The organism is Xanthomonas sp. AC360 (assembly GCF_979258225.1).
Genome location: NZ_OZ409846.1, coordinates 5,013,040 through 5,030,976, shown reverse-complemented (window position 1 = coordinate 5,030,976; position 17,937 = coordinate 5,013,040). Strand labels below are relative to the sequence as shown.

Below are 17,937 nucleotides of genomic sequence, written 5' to 3'. Positions count from 1 at the left end.
GGCGCAGTGGCCGTCGTGGTAGTCGTGCCCGAACAAGGCGTCCAGCGTCGATGTGGTGCCGGCAAGCCGACATCCGCAGGTCGGCTCCATCACCCGGCGGCATGCCCGCGCCAGTGCGCCGGGCCGGCGCAGTGGCCGTCGTCATGGTCGTGATCGTGCAAGGCGTCCAGCGTCGGTGTGGTGCCGGCCAGTCCGATATCCGCAGGCCGGCTCCATCACCCGGCCGCATGCCCGCGCCAGTGCGCCGGGCCGGTGTAGTGGCCGTCGTTGTCGTTGTCGTGCCCGAACAAGGCGTCCAGCGTTGGCGTGGTGCCGGCCACGCCGATATCCGCAGGCCGGCTCCATCACCCGGCCGCATGCCCACGCCAGTGTGCCGGGCCTGCGCAGTGCCCATCGTCGTGGTCGTGCCCGAACAAGGCGTCCAGCAGGCGCTGCGATGGGCCCCACTCGCCGATCGCCGGATGGATCAGCATGGCCTTGCAGGCATCCCGATGGCTGCCGCTGAGTGCGGCGTCGATCGCGGCGTGTTCGTAGGCCTTGAACGCACGCACCAGGCCATGCACCGCGTCCGGCAGGGGCGCGGTGGGAATCGGCACGATGCGGTCGCGGTCGATGTCTGCGGCGATTTCCACCACATCGTCGTCGGCCAGCTCGGCCATTGCGCCGCGGTTGCGCACGTTGACCACATGCCGGCCCGGGCGTGCGCCGGTCAATGCGCTCATCACGTCCACCGCGATGCGGTGATAGCCCGTGCTGGCGCGGAACGGATCCGGCTGCGGCGCCAGATCCGGTGCGAACGCCGAGCCGGCTTCGGCTTCCAGCTTCATGTACGAGCCGGAGCGCTGCGCCAGGTAGGCGGCATAGGTCTGCACGGCGCCGGCGTTGTCGCCAGCCTCCAGGCGGCTGCGCAGGTCGGCGATCAGGCTGTGGTTGAGCCGCTCGATCTCGCCACCGCGGCTGGCTCCGCTGGCGCGCTGGTTGTCCAGGGCGCGGCGGCGTTCGTAGAAGAAGTACAGGTACTCGGTGGGGATGAGCCGCAACGCGCGCAGCATTTCGACATCGAACAGCGGGGCTAGATACAGCTGACGCAGGATGGCGTCGTCGTCGAGGATGCGATCCATGATGTCCTGCCCGCGCAAACGCACTGCGCGGATCCAGCCCAGGTGATTGAGGCCGACGTAGTCGCACTCCACATCGGCGGCCGGCTCGCCCAGCGCGCGCGCGATGTTGTGGAACAGCTCCACCGGCGTATCGCAGATGCCGACCACGCGCGCGCGGGTGTGCGCGGTGATGGCCTGGGTGACCAGCCCGGCCGGGTTGGTGAAGCTGACCAGCCATGCGTCCGGACTCAGCCGCTCGATCATGCGCGCCTGCTCGATCGCCACCGGCACCGTGCGCAGCGCCTTGGCCACGCCGCCGGGTCCGGTGGTCTCCTGACCGGAATAACCATGGTCGATGATGGTTTTTTCATCGGAGGCGCGCTGGGCGATGCCGCCGATGCGGATGCTGTTGAGCACGAAGTGCGCGCCTTCGATGGCCGCTTCCAACGACGTTGCGGCATGCACCTGCAGCGTGCCGCCGGACTCGGCCACGATGGCGCGGCCCATCGCCACCATCAAGGCCAGACGCTCCTGGTCGGGGTCGTACAGCACGATCTCGCGGGCGCCGAGTGCTTCGGCGGCTTCGTTGACGCCGTACACCACCAATGGTGTGCGCACGCCGCCGCCGCCGATCAGGGTCAGCTTGCGATTGTCGACAGAACTGCTCATGGAACGTCCTCAGTGGGGGAGAAAAGGGGAGAGAGGGAAACCAGACCGTCCAGTGCGCCCAGCGCGCTGCAACACGCCGCGCCGCTGCGGCAGCCGTGCCCGGCAGCTGCATCCAGCGACAGCCCTTGCAGGCGCGCGGCGATGAAGCCGGCATCGAAGGCATCGCCGGCGCCGGTGCTGTCGCGCAGTTGCACCTGGGGCGCGGCAATCAGACGCGCACCGTCGGCATCGACCACCATCGCGCCGGCAGCGCCGTGCTTGATCACCGTCTGATGCAGGCCTTGCGCCTGTGCCCAGGCGCTGCAGGCGTCGGCGCCGTCGCCGCAGCCCATCAGTGCGGCTTCCTTCTGGTTGGGCAGGAACCAGGTCACTGCGCGACAGGTGGCGCGGTTGGCCGGGTCGGCGAGCCATTGCGGGCTGAAGCCGACATCCAGCGAGGTGCTGCAGCCGGCGCGCGTCAGCTGCGGCAGCAACGTGCGCGCCACTGCGGCCGGCAACGGCAGCGCGAAATGCACATGCGTGGCCGCGCACAGGGCGGCGATGGTGTCTTCGCGCAGCAGCAACGCGGGTAGCTCCGCATTGGCGCCGGCATAGGTGAAGAACGAACGGTCGTCCTGCAGCGACACGCTGGTGGTCACGCCGGTACCGCTGGGCGCGTCGATCAGCCCGTCGGCAGCAACGCCAAAGTCGCCCAGGCGCTGCACGAACAGTGCGCGATCCTGCGCGCCGATCGCACCGATCACACGCACGCTGCAACCCAGTTGCGCCAGTGCGCAGGCGGTGATGACGGTGCCGCCGCCCAGTTCGCGCCGGTAGTGCTGCGCGAACGCTTCTTCGCCCGGTGCCGGCCAGCGTGCGAAGCCGCTGAAGATATGGTCGAGATATACCTCGCCGACCACCGCGATCTGCGCAGTGCTCATTGCAGCTGGAACGGCCATGCGCGCTCCCTCCGTGCCTGGATCAGATACACCGCACTACCCACGCACAGCGCCAACACTGCCGCGAGCAGGCGCCGTCCCGGGCTGGTGGCCAGCAGGTAGAGCCAGCCCACGACGCTGATCAGCAGCGGCCAGGGATACAGCGGCATCGCAAACGCGCGCCTGCGACGCTTGCGCCGCAGCAGCACCACCGCCAGGCATTGCGCCAGAAACTGGAACAGGATCTGGATGATCATCAAGGTGGCGATCAAATCTTCCAGCGACAGCAGGCAGGCCAGGGTCGAGGTTGCGCCGACGAACAGCAGCGACACGGTAGGAAATCCACCGCGCGGATGCAGCCGCGCGAACACCGCGAAGAACTGCCCGGCCGCAGCGGCCGCATACGGCACCCGCGAATAGCCCAGCAGCACCACCAGCGCCGAACCCCATGCCGCCAGCGCGATCAGTGCCACCGCCACTGTGGCGCCGATGGGGCCGTAGATGGTCTGCATGAAGTCCGCCATCACCGCTTTCGACTGCGCGGCCTGTTGCCACGGCAGCACGCCGAGCAGGGTGATGTTGAGGCCCAGATACAGCAGCGCCACGATCGGGATCGAGAGCAGTACCGCGCGCGGAATCGTGCGCCGCGGCTTGCGGATTTCGCCGCCGAGCATGCACACGTTGTTGTAGCCGCCGTAGTCGTAGACCGCGATCAGCGCCACCGCGCCGAAGCCCAACCAGAACCCATGCGGCGACGCAGGGCGTGCGTGTAGAAACTCTGCCGCGATGCCGGCATCGAAATGCAGCACGCCGCTGCCGATGATCCACACGCAAGCGCCGATCACCACCGCACTGACCAGCAGCGACAGCACCTGCACCGAGCGCACTTTGCGATACAGCAGCAGCGTGTTGAACGCGCAGAGCGTCATCGCGATCGCGGTGAGCTGGGCATGGCCCAGCCCCGGCATCAGGAAGGCCAGGTACTGCGCGCAGCCCACCGCCGCCGAGCCCACCGACAGCGGGGCGGTCAACAGCGTCTGCCACAGATACAGAAAGCCGAACAGCCGCCCCCAGTGTTCGCGCCCATAGGCCTCGCGCAGATAGTGATACGGCCCGCCCGAGCGTGGAATCGCCGCGCCCAGTTCGGCCCACACCAGTCCATCGCACAGGCACAGCAGCGCACCGGCGACCCAGCCCAGTAGCACCGCCGGCCCGGCCAGCGCCGACAACGCCAGCGGAATGGTGATAAACGGGCCGATGCCGATCATGTTGAGCAGGTTGGCCGACAGCGCGCTCCACACGCCGAGCGTGCGCGGCGGTGCTGCTGCCGGCGTGGTCGATGGCTGCACGCTGGGGGCGGTCAACATGCGCAGCGCTCTGGGTGTGCGAGTGCCGCGACAGGGGGCGCGTTGTGTGCCGAGGTCAGCCCATCGGCGCAGTGAATGGCGGCTGGTCGCAGTTGATGCAGGTCCAGTACCAGCACCGCGTTGTTGCCCGGCTGCAGCCACGCGCCAGGGCAGAACAGACACTGCTGCGGGCCGATGTTCCAGTAACGCCCGAGCAGGCGGCCGTTGATCCACAGATAGCCTTTGCGCCACTGACCCATGTCCAGGTAGATGTCGCCGACCGTCTCCAACGCGATGTCGGCAGCGAAGAACAGGCCGGGCCGGGTGGGTGCTGCTTGCAGCGGGCGGAGCGTCGGCGCGTGGTCGCCGTCCAGCGGCAGGCCCTGCACCTGCCAGTCGTGCAGCTCCTTGCCATCCAGCTGCACCGGGCCGAGCAAGCCTTTTGCATCGCCCAAGGCCGGGCCGAAATTGATATGCCCGAAGCTGTCGACCAACACCTCCAACGTGCGTTCGGTAGCGGGGGACGGCGGCAATGCCAGCTGCGGGTCGCTGTGCAGGCGTGCGTGCTGCATGCGCGACACATGCCCAAGTTCGGCACCGTCCAGATGCACCACCGCGTAGTCGTGCACTTGCCCCAGGTGCAGTTGCGCGCCGGCCGCGATGCGACGCCGGTACACCACCAGCCCCAGATTCTGCCGGAGCAGGGTCTGGTTGTCGGTGGGCCGCTCGGTGTGTACAGGGTCGACACGCAAGTTGTCCCACAGCGCGGCCACCGGGCGGGCAGTGACTGATGCAAAACGCGCGCGCGGCGGTGCAGCCGGTATCGGCGGCAGCGATGTGCCGAGATGCGTTGCGATGATCCCGCGCAGCACCATGTAGGCGGGTGTGGCACGTCCACCTTCGTCGATGGGAGCGCTGTAGTCGTAGCTGGTCAGCGCCGGCTGGAATTGCGAGCCGTCGTCTTCGGCGTTGGCACCGGCGCTCAGGCCGAAGTTGCTGCCGCCGTGCACTACGTACAGATTGAACGAGTCACCGGCGGCCATCAGTTGCCGCAGCATCTGCGCGTAATCGCGCCGTGCAACGTCGTCGTCGCCCCAATGCGTCAACCAGCCCGGATAGCCTTCGGCCACCCAGACCGGCGCGTCGCCTGCGAACTGCGTGGCGGCCTGCAGGTCTGCCATGTCCGCACCATCCAGGCCCAGTGCCGCACCAGGCAGATAGGCCTTGCGGCGACGCAGATCCTTCAGACCCTCGGCCAGGGAGAATGGGCCGGCGATGCCGTGCGCGCGCCAGAGCGCGGCCAAGGCCTGCAGATAGCCCAAATCGGCGCCGTGCATGCTGTATTCGTTCTCGATCTGCAGCATCAGCACCGGGCCGCCCGCGCTGGCCATCAGTGGTGCGATCCGTGGCGCCACTGCGTCGATATAGCGCTGCACCGCAGCCATGTAGCGCGCGTCGGTGGCATCGCGCAGGCGCATGCCCGGCGCGCGCAGCAGATACGGCGGCAGCCCGCCCAGCGTCCACTCGGCGCAGACGTACGGGCCGGGCCGTAGATACACCCACATCCCTTCCTGCTGGCATAGCCGGATGAAGGCGGCGAAATCGCGCTCGCCTGTGTCCAGATCGAACTGCCCAGGTTCGCGTTCCAGCGCGTTCCACATCAGGTACAGCGCGATGGTGTTCAACCCCATCGCCTTGGCCATGCGGATGCGGTGCAGCCAATCGGCGCGCGCGATGCGCAGCGGATGCATTTCGCCGCTGCGCAATTGCCAGGGCTGCCCGTCCAGGGTGAAGCGGCCGTGCGCGAATCCGAACGCATGCGGCTGCCCATCCGGTAGCGGCGCCGGCAGCGCGGTGCGCGACGGCGATCGCAGCGCTGGGGTGGCCGCCAAGCCCAACGGGGCGAACAGGCCGAACGTGCACAAGGTCCTGCGCTTCATCGTCTCTCCAGCCGAAAGGGAAGGCGTCGCCACGCCGCCACCGGCGACATGGCGTCATGCACCGCTGCGCTAGAACGCGTACTTCACCGTCAACAGCGCTGTGCTGCCAGCATCGACGATGTCGGAGATCGCCAGATTCCTGCGGCCCACATGCGCCCAGTAGCTGTATTCCTTGGTCAGGTTGGAGATCGACATGTCCATGCTCACGCCGTTGTCGAAGCGGTAGCCGGTGTGCAGATCCACGCGCCGGGTCGGGCGTGCCCACAGGTCGTTCCACGGCGCACCTTCATGCAGGAAGTCGTAGCCAAGCAGGTACGAGCTGCTGAAGTGATAGCTCAGGTTCAACGAAAAACCGCTGTGTTCGTAGAACAGTTCCAGGTTGGCCATCGCCGACGGCGCCGATTGCATGTGTTCGTTGTCGAAGCCGTCCAGCCCGAGGTCGGCGCGCGCATGTTGGCGGGTGGCATTGGCACTGATGCCCAGGCCGTCGAACGGTGCCGGCAGGTCCTGGAACTTTTGCCGCGCACTGAGTTCCACCCCGTAGATTTTGCCGTCGCCGCCATTGGTGGGCATGTGGTACAGCACCGTGCCGCTGCCGGTGATGCTGCCGTTGGCCTGGGCCGAGCCGGCGTCGTAGATGTAGTTGCGCAGCTGCTTGTAGAAGCCGGCCAGCGAAAAGAACCCACCGCGTTCGGTAGACCATTCGCCGGATAGATCCAAGTTGGTCGATTCGATCGGCTTCAGATCCGGATTGCCTTGCGTGATGGTGGTGACGCCATTGGAGATGTCGATCTGGCTGCCCCCGCCCAATTGCACGAACGCCGGGCGCGTGTAGCTGGTCCAGAGCGATGCACGGTACGCGGTGCGCAGATTCGGCCGCCAGGTCAGGAACACGCTGGGCAGCGGTTCGTTGTAGGAGGTGCTGTTGTGGTCGAAGTAACCGACGATCTGGTTACCGTCCGCATCCACCGGGCTCACCCAGAACGTGTTGTCGATGCCGGTGTGTTCGAAGCGCACGCCCGGCACGATATCCAGGTTGCCCACAGTGAAGGTGGCGGTGGCATAGGCGGCGCTGACCGCCTCGGTGCCGCGCATGGTGTTGCAGTTGAAGTTGTTGACGTAGAACGCGCTGCCGCAGGTGTCCAGGTCATCGTCGGTCAGATGCTGGGCGATCACGCCGGCCACCGCCGCTTCGCTCACGCGCGGTGTGTTCCAGGCGTATTTACCGGGAAAGATCGACCCATAGGTGCCGGTGAAAATACCCAGGTCGCCCAGCGTGGTGGTGCCGTCCACGCCGCCGGTATACCAGTCGCGATTGGTGTAGCGGCGGCTGCTCTTGCTGTACTTCACCCCGAACTGCACCGACCGCAGCGCGCCATCTTCGAAGTCGTAGCGGGTATCGAAACGTGCGCCGCCTTTCTTCTGGCCGGAGTAGATCTTGGTCTGCTCGCCATAGCTGCTGGCAAACAACGAGGGGATGTTGTTGACCTGCGCCAGCAGTGCGGGCGTGAGCTGCGGGTATGGGAACGCACCGCCGCCGTAGCGCACGAACGTGTTGCCGGAATAGGCGTAGTTGTCCTGAGTGAACTTGTCTTGCCGCCCGTCGATCTCGACATGATCGGGGCGGTCGTTGTCACCGAAGCTGTAGAACAGGTTGGGCATGAAGGTCCAGCCGCCTGCCGTTTTTTTTGCGCCGATCTGGAAGGTCGCCAGGTCGGCGATTTCAGGATTGGTTTCGTACCAGAAGCGCGCCGCGATGCGGCCGATGTCGGGCGTGAAACCTCCCGGCGTGCCGCTCGGTACGTAGCGCACATCCTGCGGTAGCAACTGCACGAAGGTGGTGCCTTGCTCGGTCTTGGCGTAGGCGTAAGTCATGCGCGCGTACAGCGACAGGCTGTCGTCCACATGCCAGTCGAACGAGGCATTGCCGCCGTAACGGCGCTCCCATCCCGCGGCGATACCGACATTCATGCCGGTGCTGGTGAGGTTGTGTTGCGGATCGAAACCGGCTGCGTTGCCGCCGCTGGCATCGGTGTTCAAGTACTCCCACGAGCCATCGTTGAGCGCGCTGGTGGCGGCGGCCACTTCGCTGTTGGTGGTGGTGCGGTAGTCATAGTAGGCGCTGGCATACACGCCGAACTGCTGCGCGTCGCCGAACTTGTGCTGGAACTCGCCGCCAAAGCCGCCGCCCAATCCATCGCCGCCATAGTCGCGCGCACGGCTTTCCACCCGGCCGCTACCGGTAACGCTGCCGCTGCTCACGTCCTTGAAGTCGTAGGCGGTGGGGGTGCGGAAATCCAGCGTGCCGCCTATCGCATCGCCGTCCATGTCGGCGGTGGAGGTCTTGTTGGCCACGATGGTCTGCAGGCCGGTGGGCGGCAACAAACTCAGTTGCACGCTGCGGCTATACGGCATGCCTTGCGCCACGGTGACGCCGTCGATCATGTTGACGTTGTACTCGGACGGCAACCCACGCACCGAGGCGAACATGCCTTCGCCGCGTGCAGCGCCATCGATGCCGCCGAAGTATCCCGAGCCGGTACTGGTGATGTTGATGCCGGCGATCAGGCCCAGCGCTTCGGCCACGTTGTGCACAGCGGTGCGCTGCAGATCGTTGGCCGACAGCACATCGACGGTGTTGGCCGCATTGATCTTCAGATCGCTGGCGTCGTAGCGGTTGCTCACCACGCTGATCGCCTTCAATTGCTTGACCTCGTCCAGTGCGATGGTTACCGCAGCGGTGCCGCTGTCGCCGACCTGGATGCTGGTCTCTACCGCGCTGAAACCGGGGTAGTCCAGATTCAGTGCGTACTGCCCGGCAGGTACGTCGTGGATGACAAAGTGCCCGCCCGCATCGGCCACCGCGCTGTATGCGGTGCCGGCGATGCGTACCTTCGCATTGGCAGCCGGTTTGCCGCTGCTGCGTTCCTTGAGGGTTCCCTCCACCGTGCCCGCCAACGCAGTTGCGGCCGAGGCCATGCCGGTCACGGCCAGGATCGCCACGATCAATTGCTTACGGGTCAAACGCTCATGCTTATGCACATGCCACCTCGCCAGATGCTGGGCCGCGTTACCAGGGGGTAACGGCCTTGCGATGCCTTGTGTCAGGGCAGACGATCTGCACGGCGATACACGCGCACGGCAATAAACGCCACGCGCGATACGTGTGCGAAAGACCGAACGGGAAGTGCGCCGGAGCGTCTGCCAGCTAGAACAGCGTTGCAGGCGTCAGTGGCGTGGCGGCGAGTAGCCGGCAATGCATTTGGAACGCGAGCGCATGGCGCTCAATTTGTAGTGCTTGGTCATGCGCGCTGCACCCTCGGGGCAGCGATCGCGGCAACACGGATACGCGGGTGGATACGACGCTGCTGCATACAATCCTCTCCCAGTGTGCGTGCCGCGTGGAAACGCTGTTGCCGTCGATGAGTCGTACCGATCGCCGATGGCGTGGACTGCCGACCGCAGCCAGTGATAGACCTCAGGCTTAAGTCTGTCAAGCAGGTGTGAAGTATGTGCGGACATCATCGCGTTGCTTGCCGATTGCGCACCAATTCGGCCGCGCACAGCAGCGATATGGCGGTCGTGCGATGCAGCGCAACACGTGTGCATGACGCAACCGGCGATCGGGTTAGCTGCCGCCGGTTGCGTGTCAGACGCGCAGTGATTACTTCGGCAACGGCGAGCGCCCCGAAATCGACAATGCCGCCGCTTCACCCGCTGCGCCGGTCCCCGGCTGGCCACCGCCGACAAATACGCGGTAATCGCCGGCTTCCACCGCGCGCTGGCCGCTGCGGTCCACATCGCTCAGTGCACGCGCATCCAGCGAAAAGGTGAGTTCGCGTTGTTCGCCGGGCGCGAGGTGGACGCGCTGAAAACCGACCAGGCTGCGCAGCGGCGATTGCGGGCGGTCCGGATACTGCAGATATACCTGCGCCACTTCATCGCCAGCGCGGCTGCCGGTATTGCGCACCGTGGTGGTCACCTGCAGCGTGCTGCCGGCTTGCAGCGTGCTGGTGGACAGGCGCGGTGCGTCGTAGGCAAAACTCGTATAGCTCAGCCCATAGCCGAACGGAAACAGCGGCTCGCCCTTGAAGTAGCGATAGGTGCGACCCTTCATGTCGTAGCTGACGTACGGCGGCAGGTCCTTGGTGGAGCGGTAGAACGTCACCGGCAGGCGCCCGCCGGGGTTGTCGTCGCCGGCGAGTGCGCGCGCGATGGCGGTGCCGCCGGACTGGCCGGGATACCATGCCGCCACGATGGCGTCGGCGTTGGCCTTGGCCCAGTTCAGCGCCACCGCGCTGCCGCTCATCAGCACCACCACCAGCGGTTTGCCGGAGGCTTTGGCACGCTCCAGCAAGGCTTGCTGTGGGGCGGGCAGGCCGATGTCGTTGCGATCGCCACCGTCGAAGCCGGGCACGTCGATGCGCAATTCCTCGCCTTCCACATCCGGCGACAGGCCGACGAAAGCCACGACCGCATCGGACTGCGCCACCGCTTGTTCGGCCTCGGCCAGTTGCGCGGCGGCCGGTGCCAGCCACTCCAGGCGCAGGCCCTGGTCCTGGCCGCGATGCTCCATTTCCAGACGGATCTTGCGCGGGCGGGTGTCGTCGAAATGCAGCACGGTTTCCACACTGCGGCCATCGGCGTTGTGCATGCCGGCCGGCACGTGCTTGTCTTCGGCGTTGCCGGCCACCACCAGCTTGTCGTCGATGTAGAGCCGCACCGGGTCATGCCCGGTGCAATCGAAGCAGCGCGCCACGCGCACCGCCAATGTGTAATCGCCGATGCCCGGCGGCAACAGCTCGCCGCTCCAGCGCACCGCGTAACGATCGGCCGGCACGCCCTTGGCCGGGCTGACCTGATCCCAGTTGAAGCTAATGGTGCGGTCTTGCCGCACCACGCGTGGGCTACCGTCCAGATCGACATTGTCGAAGTATTCGCCGCGCAATCCCGGCTTGCCGTCGCTGAGCAATGCGGTTTCCGGAATCATGCCCGGCACGCCGGCGGCCAGCGGCGCGCCTTGCGCGTAGCGCACCTGCTGCGCACCGAAGTGCTGGCGCAGGCCGAGCAGCGGGGTGATCGGTGTGGAGGAAGTGCCCTGATAGTTGGCTTCCAGTGCGGCCAACGCATCGGCATTGGGGCCGATCACCGCCAGCCGCGTGCCTGCTTTCAACGGCAAGGTATTGGCGTTGTTCTTCAGCAGCACGATCGATTCGGCAGCGGCCTGCAAGGCCAGTGAGCGGTTGGCGGTGTTGTCGATGTCCTTGGCGCCCAGGCGCGCATACGGGTCCTTGCGCGGTGCCTCCAGTTCGCCCAGCCGATAGCGCGCGGCAAACAGGCGCACCAGCGATTGGTCCAGCAGCGCTTCGTCGACTTCGCCACGTTCGATGGCAGTGCCCAATGCGCGATACGCATGCCCGCAATTGAGGTCGTGGCCGGCCTTGAGCGATGCAGCCGACGAGCCGGCATTGTCCGGACGGAAGTAGTGGAACTGGGTCATGTCGTCCACCGCATCGCAGTCGGACACCACAAAACCCTTGAAGCCCCAATCGCCACGCACGCGGCCATTGAGCAACCAGTCGGCCGCGCAGGCCGGTGTGCCATGCAGGGAGTTGTAGGCGCACATCACCGACCAGGCCTGTCCATCGACCAGTGCCGCGCGGAAGGCGGGGGTATAGGTCGCTTCGACATCGCGCGGCGACACGTCCACATCGAAACCATGCCGGCCCGGTTCCGGGCCGCTATGCACGGCGATGTGCTTGGGCGTGGCGATGGTGCGCGGATGGTTCAGATCATCGCCTTGCAGGCCGCGAATGAAGCCCACTGCCAGCTGCCCGGTCAGAAACGGGTCTTCGCCATAGGTTTCCATGCCACGGCCCCAGCGCGGGTCGCGGAAGATATTGATGTTGGGCGACCAGATGGTCAGCCCCGCGTAACGGGGGTGGTCCTTGCCGGGGCCTCCGGCCAGATTGAACTTGGCGCGTGCCTCGGTGGACACCACGGTGCCCACCTGCTGCATCAGCGCAGTGTTCCAACTGGCGGCCAGACCGATCGCCTGCGGAAACACCGTGGCATAGCCATTGCGCGCGATGCCGTGCAGGCCTTCGCTCCACCATTCGTAGGCGGGGATGCCCAGGCGCGGAATGGCCGGCGCATCGTTCATGGCCTGCGCCACTTTTTCATTGCGGCTCATCTGCGCCACCAGCGCAGCAGCGCGTTGTTCGGGGCTGCTGCTGCGGTCGGCGGTGGCGGCGTGCACGATGCACGGCAGCCCAAGGGTCAGGCCCAGCGCAATGGCAAGGCGCGATACAAACACGGATGACATCAATGCACTCCTGCGCAGTGGCGCTGCCGCCATGCGTCTTTTGTTTTTGTTATTGAGGCGGGGGCAACAAGGGGGATCACTTTTTTACGGACAGCGTTGCCCTCATCCGCCCCTGCGGGGCACCTTCTCCCGCAGGCGGGAGAAGGAGATGCTCTCGGTGTTCGGGTGGCAAGGTACTCGGGTGCCAATGGGAAACGCGATCCACTCGTTCTGTTGATCGTCCTGCAGTTGATCGCCCTGCAATCGCCAGAGGTTCCTTCTCCCGCCCTGCGGGAGAAGGTGCCCGCAGGGCGGATGAGGGCCGCATCACTTCGCTTCGGCTGGCTCCGGCGGCGCGCCGGCCAGCGTGCTGGCCAGGTCGCGCACCTGCAGCGCGGCCTGCACCTGCGCCAGCGGCAGTTTGCTGGAGACGTGCACCGTCAGCGGCTCGCCCGGCAACAGGTCGAAGGCGTTGTCGGCCACGTTCACTTCCAGATCGCCGAACGACAACCACACCTCGCGCGCCAGCGTGTCGCTGCGCAAGGTCAGCGCGTAGCCATCGCCATCGGCGCGCCATTGGCTGTCGATCTTGGCGGTCGGCAACGCCAGCTGCTTGGCCGGCGCGAAGAACACCACTTCGCGCGACAACTGCTTGTCGCCTTCCAGCAGTTCAAAGACCGCATAGCTGCGCTTCGGGTCGGCCTTGCCCAGCAATTGCGCATCGCTGAAGTTGCCCACCTGCAGGCTGCTCAGCGGTTTGACGCTGGCTTTTTGCTCACGCTTGCTCAGCACCTTGCCGTCCATGCTCATCACCCGCATGCGCCAACGCGCATCAAGCGGCGTGGTGCGGTCCGACACCAGCGACACCTGAGTCTGGCCCTTGTCGTTACGCAGCGCGGCGATCATCTCCGGCGCATAGAAGCGGCGCGCGTGGTATTGCAGCGCCTTCCAGCGGCCGTAGTAATCCACGCTGGACCACGACGCACCCGGCCACACATCGTTGAGCTGCCAATACAGCGAGCCCATCGATTGCGGACGCGAGGCACGCAGATGCGAGGCGGCCAGGTTGATGCCTTCGGCCTGCATCAACTGGCTCAAATACACGAAGCTTTCGAAGTCCTTGGGCTCGCCGAACTCGCGGCGGATGTACAGCATCAGCCGCTTGTTGCCATTGCCCTTGTCGAACTTCTGATGCGCGCGCATCACCGGCGATTCCGGGTCCATGTCGGCGGCATCGGCAAACACACGCACGGTGCGCATGTCCGGGAACGACTGCAGCCCGTATTCGGACATGAAACGCGGGGTGACGTTGAGGTATTCGGTCACCGGCAGGGCCGGGCCGCCCCACACTTTCCAATAATGCATGTCGCCGTCGTTGGCCTGGTCGGCACCGCCGTCGAAGTCGGTGCCTGGCGAGGTGGCCCAATACGGCACATCGCTATCGTAGGTGGCCACCACTTCGCGGAACACAGTGCCGAACAGCGTGGTCATGCCGCGCTCGATGCGGGTGCGTTCTTCCGGGTCCACCGACTGCTTGAACTTGACCCGATCGCCCCAGTTTTCCCAGCCGGTCTGCACTTCGTTGTTGCCGCACCACAACACGATGCTGGGGTGATCGCGCAGGCGCTTGACCTGTTCGATCGCCTCCTGCCGCGTGTTCTCGCGGAACTCCACGTCGTACGGCGGCACCGCGCCACCGAACATGAAGTCCTGCCAGATCATGATGCCCAGCTCGTCGGCCACCTCGTAGAAGTGATCGTCCTGGTAATGCCCGCCGCCCCACATGCGCAGCATGTTCATGTTGGCATCGCGCGCATCCTGCAAGGTGCTGCGCATGCGCTCCTGGCTGACGCGCGAGGGGAACGCATCCAGCGGGATCAGGTTGGCGCCCTTGGCGAAGATCGGGATACCGTTGATCACGATCTCCATGCTCTTGCCCCACTTGTCCTTTTCGCGGCGCAGCTCCACCGAACGCAGGCCGGTGACGCGCTTGATCTGCTGGCTGTCGCCATCGGCATCGCGCACGGTGGCCACGAAGGTGTAGCGGTCCTGCGCGCCGTAGCCGGCCGGGAACCAACGCTTGGGCTTGGCAATCCGCACCGCCAGATCGATGCGGTTCTGGCCCGGGTCGATCACCGCGTCTTGCGTGAACTGGCCGACCTTTTGTCCATCCGGACCCAGTACATCCAGCGTTACCTGCACCGGCCCGCTGCGGCCGGCCTGCAGTTCGAGCTGCGCCTGCAATTGCGCGCTGTCAGCGTCAACGCGCTGCTGGTCGATATGCAAGCCGTCCACGCGCACGGCATCCCATGCTTCCACGCGCACATCTTTCCAGATGCCGGCATTGACCATGCGCGGGCCCCAGTCCCAGCCGTAGCTATACGGCGCCTTGCGCACGTAGGTGGAACTGTGGCGTCCATCCGGCTCGTCGCCGAACGCCGAATCGTAAGCACCGGGCAACGCATACGGCTGCTTGGCCAGCCACGGCTGGATCTTCTTGATCGGCGAGAAGAAGGTGATTTCCAGCACGTTGTCGCCGCGCTTGAGCAGCGATTTGGCGTCCACGCGCCATTGCCGGAACATGTTGTCGGCGCTGAGCAGCTTCTTGCCGTTGAGGGTGACCTCGGCCAGCGTGTCCAGGCCATCGAACACCAGCTCCACATGCGCGCGCTTGAGCGTGGCCGCATCCACGTTGAAGCGGGTCTGGTATTGCCAATCGCTTAAGCCCGCCCACTGGATCTTGCCCTCGTTGTCGCGCAGGAACGGGTCTGGCACCACCTTGGCGGCGATCAGATCGGTCTGCACCACGCCCGGCACCTGCGCCGGCATCCAGCTGGCCGCCTTGGGATAGGTCTTTGCCTGTTCCTGCCCCGGCACCAGGCGCACCTGCCAGCCGCTGTCCAGGGTCACTGCCGTGGGCGGTGCCGCCCAGGCCTGCGAGAGTGCAAAGGTCAGGGCAAGCCCGAGCCGGGCGGGGGTGAGCAGGGACAGTGCGGGGGCAGTGCGGTGCGACAGGGGCATGGGTGAGTCTCCTTGGATGGATCAGCGCGTGGCGGCGGGGGGCGCCTGCGCGGTAGTTTCAATCAGTTGGACGGCGCCGATGGCATACAACGGGCCGCGAATCGGCGCAGTGAAGCGCAGGCACAGATCGTGGGTGCCGGTGCGTGCAGGCAGCGGCGTTTCCAGGGTGAATTGTTCGCCCAGGGTGTCGCTCTTGGGCAGTTGCACGCTGGCGATCAGTTCGCCGTCGCAGCCCTGGCGCACTTCCAGTTCGCCGCCGCGGGTCTTGGCCGGGTACTGCACCACCTTGGATTGCTCGTGCGCCAGGCCGAAGTTGTTGGGCAGGCGCGCGGCCTCGATGCGGATCGCGCCGATGCCATCCAGGCGCGCTTGCGGATACAGCCGGCAGGCATGAAACAGATCGACGTTGTAAACCGGTGTATCGGCGCCGGTCATCTCCGGCAGCAACGGCAGGCGCAGGCCGAGCGCGCCGGTCTCCACGCAATCGCGCAGGCCTTGCGTGTCCACGCGCAACAGCGATGCACGGTCGAAGGTGCGGCTGCGCGTGGCGGCCAGCGGCGCGCCGTCGGCGGTGAATGCGGTGGCCTTGACCGTGGTCGGCAGGTTGATCGTAAAGGGCGCCTCATAGCGCGGCGATGCAGGGCTAGGGTCGCTGCCGTCCACGGTGTAGTGCAGTGTGCCTGCGCCAGTCTGCGTGCTCAGCGCCACCTTGGCCGGGCTGCCGGCGAGCACCGGGTTGGGGCCGTTTTCCAGCGCGATATCGGCAGCAAATGCGCCGTCGCTGTAGGCGATGTCCAGTGCCTTGTAGCGCTGCAATTGCGCCGGCAACCGCGCCAGAAAGTTTTTCCACTCGCGTGCGCTCGGCGGCGACCAGGTCATCTCCGCTACCGCCGACAGACGCGGGAACAGCGCGTGATCCACATGCCAGCGCGAGGGAATGTATTCGGACCACAACGCGCCTTGCGCGCCGAGCACATGCCTGGCCTGCTCGGCGGTGAGGTCGCTCGGGACCGGATCGAACGCGTACACCTTCGACAATGGCAACACCGTCAGACGGCCATTGGGCTCGTCGCTACGCGTGGTCTGCAGGTTATCCAGATACAGCCAGTTGCCCGGTGCCAGCACCACATCGTGTCCCTGTCTGGCGGCGGTGACCGCACCTTCGACGCCACGCCACGACATCACCGACGCACTGGCCGGCACGCCGCCTTCCAGAATCTCGTCCCAGCCGATCATGCGCCGGCCGTGCTTGGTGAGGTAGGTCGCAAGCTGTTCGTTGAACCAGCCTTGCATGGCATGGGCATCCTTGACGCCCAGCTTGCGCATCTGTGCGCGAACGGCCGGCGAGGCTTCCCATTGATCCTTGACCGCCTCATCGCCACCGATGTGGATGTAGCTGGACGGGAACAGCGTCAGCACCTCGTCCAGCACATTGGTGATGAAACTCAGGCTGCGTTCGCTGGTGTTGAACAGATACGGGTTGACGCCCCAGTCCACGCCCACCTGGGTGCGCACGCCGGGGACGCCCACCTCTTCCGGGTAGGCGGCAACCGCCGCCTGCGCATGGCCGGGCATGTCCAGCTCGGGCAGCACGGTGATGTGCAGGCGCGCCGCATACGCGACGATTTCGCTGATCTGCTCTTGCGTGTAAAAGCCGCCGGAGCGCTCTGGTGTGCCGTGTCTGCCGGCACCCGGCGGCGTGCGCCAAGCACCGACCTCGGTGAGTTTGGGGTAACGCTTGATTTCGATGCGCCAGCCCTGGTCATCGGTGAGATGCCAGTGCAGCACATTGAGCTTGTGCACGGCCATCGCATCGAGCACATGCTTGACGGTATCCACGTCGTGGAAGTGGCGGGCCACGTCCAGATGCTGACCACGCCAGCCAAAGCGCGGCCAGTCGCGGATACTGACGCCGGGCACGGCCACCGCGCCCTTGCGCGCATCCGGGGTCATCAATTGCCAGGCGCTGATTGCGCCATAAAACAGGCCAGCGCCATCGCGCGCGGCAATGCGGATACCGGTGGCGTCCACATCCAGGCGATAGCCTTCTTTCTGCGTCACCGCTGCCTGCGCATTGCGTTCCAGGCGGATGCTGGCCGGCGAGGGCGTGGCTTCTGCACGCACTTCCAGTGCAAGCCCACGTGTGCGCTTGAGCAGGCCGGCAAGATACTCGGCACTGCGTCGCGCATCGGCGTCGCCTGCCACGATCGAGATCACCGTGCCGGTGCCCACGCTGAAACTGCCTGCGTTGCGCTTGGCCTCCACCGGTGCGGGAATCAGCGGCAGCGGCGCAGTTGCGGAAGGTGCCGCCGCCGTCGCGCCTGCGCTGACCGCTGCCGGTGCCGTGCCTGCATCGCGTTTGCCGCAACCGGTGAGCGCCAGTGCGGCCAACGACAGTGCAAGCAACCGCGACGGCAACTGCATCGATAACGGCTTTTTGCCTAACGGCATGTCCAACAACAGCGCCCTCGACAACAACATGCGTGGCGTACGGCTGGTGTTGGACATCATGCAATCACATCCCGAAGTAGCGGAGAGCGTGTCGCTGCGCGGTTGCATGCGCGCAGCCAAGTGGAACAACACCATATCGCATCGACACCATTGCTCGGTCATGCCGACGATGGCGATGCGCGGCAGCCA

At 65.9% G+C, this 17,937-nt stretch carries 8 protein-coding genes; all 8 read right to left on the bottom strand.

All coding sequences use genetic code 11. The features are described from left to right. Window positions 1-344: 344 nt before the first annotated feature. The 8 genes from ACZZ0O_RS21630 to ACZZ0O_RS21595 all read right to left on the bottom strand — a co-directional run bounded on the left by ACZZ0O_RS21630 (window position 345) and on the right by ACZZ0O_RS21595 (window position 17,808). Window positions 345-1,769, bottom strand: a complete 1,425-nt coding sequence (locus ACZZ0O_RS21630; RefSeq protein ID WP_463591814.1) for a 6-phospho-beta-glucosidase — start codon at window positions 1,767-1,769, stop codon at window positions 345-347. Next, window positions 1,766-2,707 carry a carbohydrate kinase family protein gene (locus ACZZ0O_RS21625; RefSeq protein WP_463591813.1) on the bottom strand — a complete coding sequence of 314 codons (942 nt, stop codon included), beginning with the start codon at window positions 2,705-2,707 and terminating at the stop codon, window positions 1,766-1,768. The genes ACZZ0O_RS21630 and ACZZ0O_RS21625 overlap by 4 nt, the downstream gene beginning before the upstream one ends. Continuing rightward, window positions 2,686-4,053 carry an APC family permease gene (locus ACZZ0O_RS21620; protein ID WP_463591812.1) on the bottom strand — a complete coding sequence of 456 codons (1,368 nt, stop codon included), beginning with the start codon at window positions 4,051-4,053 and terminating at the stop codon, window positions 2,686-2,688. The genes ACZZ0O_RS21625 and ACZZ0O_RS21620 overlap by 22 nt, the downstream gene beginning before the upstream one ends. Further along, window positions 4,047-5,972 carry a beta-galactosidase gene (locus tag ACZZ0O_RS21615; protein ID WP_463591811.1) on the bottom strand — a complete coding sequence of 642 codons (1,926 nt, stop codon included), beginning with the start codon at window positions 5,970-5,972 and terminating at the stop codon, window positions 4,047-4,049. The genes ACZZ0O_RS21620 and ACZZ0O_RS21615 overlap by 7 nt, the downstream gene beginning before the upstream one ends. 69 nt (window positions 5,973-6,041) lie before the next feature. Then, window positions 6,042-8,951: a TonB-dependent receptor gene (locus ACZZ0O_RS21610; protein ID WP_463592506.1), complete on the bottom strand. Its 2,910-nt coding sequence runs from the start codon at window positions 8,949-8,951 to the stop codon at window positions 6,042-6,044. Between the two features lie 685 nt (window positions 8,952-9,636). Then, a complete protein-coding gene (locus ACZZ0O_RS21605; protein WP_463591810.1) occupies window positions 9,637-12,297 on the bottom strand; it encodes a glycoside hydrolase family 3 protein in 2,661 nt (886 codons plus the stop codon). Window positions 12,298-12,603: 306 nt separating this feature from the next. Further along, window positions 12,604-15,297 (bottom strand): beta-mannosidase, encoded by a 2,694-nt coding sequence (locus ACZZ0O_RS21600; RefSeq protein WP_463591809.1) that lies wholly within the window; start codon window positions 15,295-15,297, stop codon window positions 12,604-12,606. A 21-nt stretch (window positions 15,298-15,318) separates the two neighbouring features. After that, window positions 15,319-17,808, bottom strand: coding sequence for a family 20 glycosylhydrolase (locus ACZZ0O_RS21595; protein ID WP_463591808.1), 2,490 nt, complete (start codon window positions 17,806-17,808; stop codon window positions 15,319-15,321). Window positions 17,809-17,937 lie beyond the last annotated feature (129 nt).

Bases quoted from the DNA above. Each gene is read 5' to 3' on its own strand.
- ACZZ0O_RS21630 (WP_463591814.1), bottom strand. From the start codon at position 1,769: ATGAGCAGTTCTGTCGACAATCGCAAGCTGACCCTGATCGGCGGCGGC.
- ACZZ0O_RS21625 (WP_463591813.1), bottom strand. From the start codon at position 2,707: ATGGCCGTTCCAGCTGCAATGAGCACTGCGCAGATCGCGGTGGTCGGC.
- ACZZ0O_RS21620 (WP_463591812.1), bottom strand. From the start codon at position 4,053: ATGTTGACCGCCCCCAGCGTGCAGCCATCGACCACGCCGGCAGCAGCA.
- ACZZ0O_RS21615 (WP_463591811.1), bottom strand. From the start codon at position 5,972: ATGAAGCGCAGGACCTTGTGCACGTTCGGCCTGTTCGCCCCGTTGGGC.
- ACZZ0O_RS21610 (WP_463592506.1), bottom strand. From the start codon at position 8,951: ATGGCCTCGGCCGCAACTGCGTTGGCGGGCACGGTGGAGGGAACCCTC.
- ACZZ0O_RS21605 (WP_463591810.1), bottom strand. From the start codon at position 12,297: ATGTCATCCGTGTTTGTATCGCGCCTTGCCATTGCGCTGGGCCTGACC.
- ACZZ0O_RS21600 (WP_463591809.1), bottom strand. From the start codon at position 15,297: ATGCCCCTGTCGCACCGCACTGCCCCCGCACTGTCCCTGCTCACCCCC.
- ACZZ0O_RS21595 (WP_463591808.1), bottom strand. From the start codon at position 17,808: ATGATGTCCAACACCAGCCGTACGCCACGCATGTTGTTGTCGAGGGCG.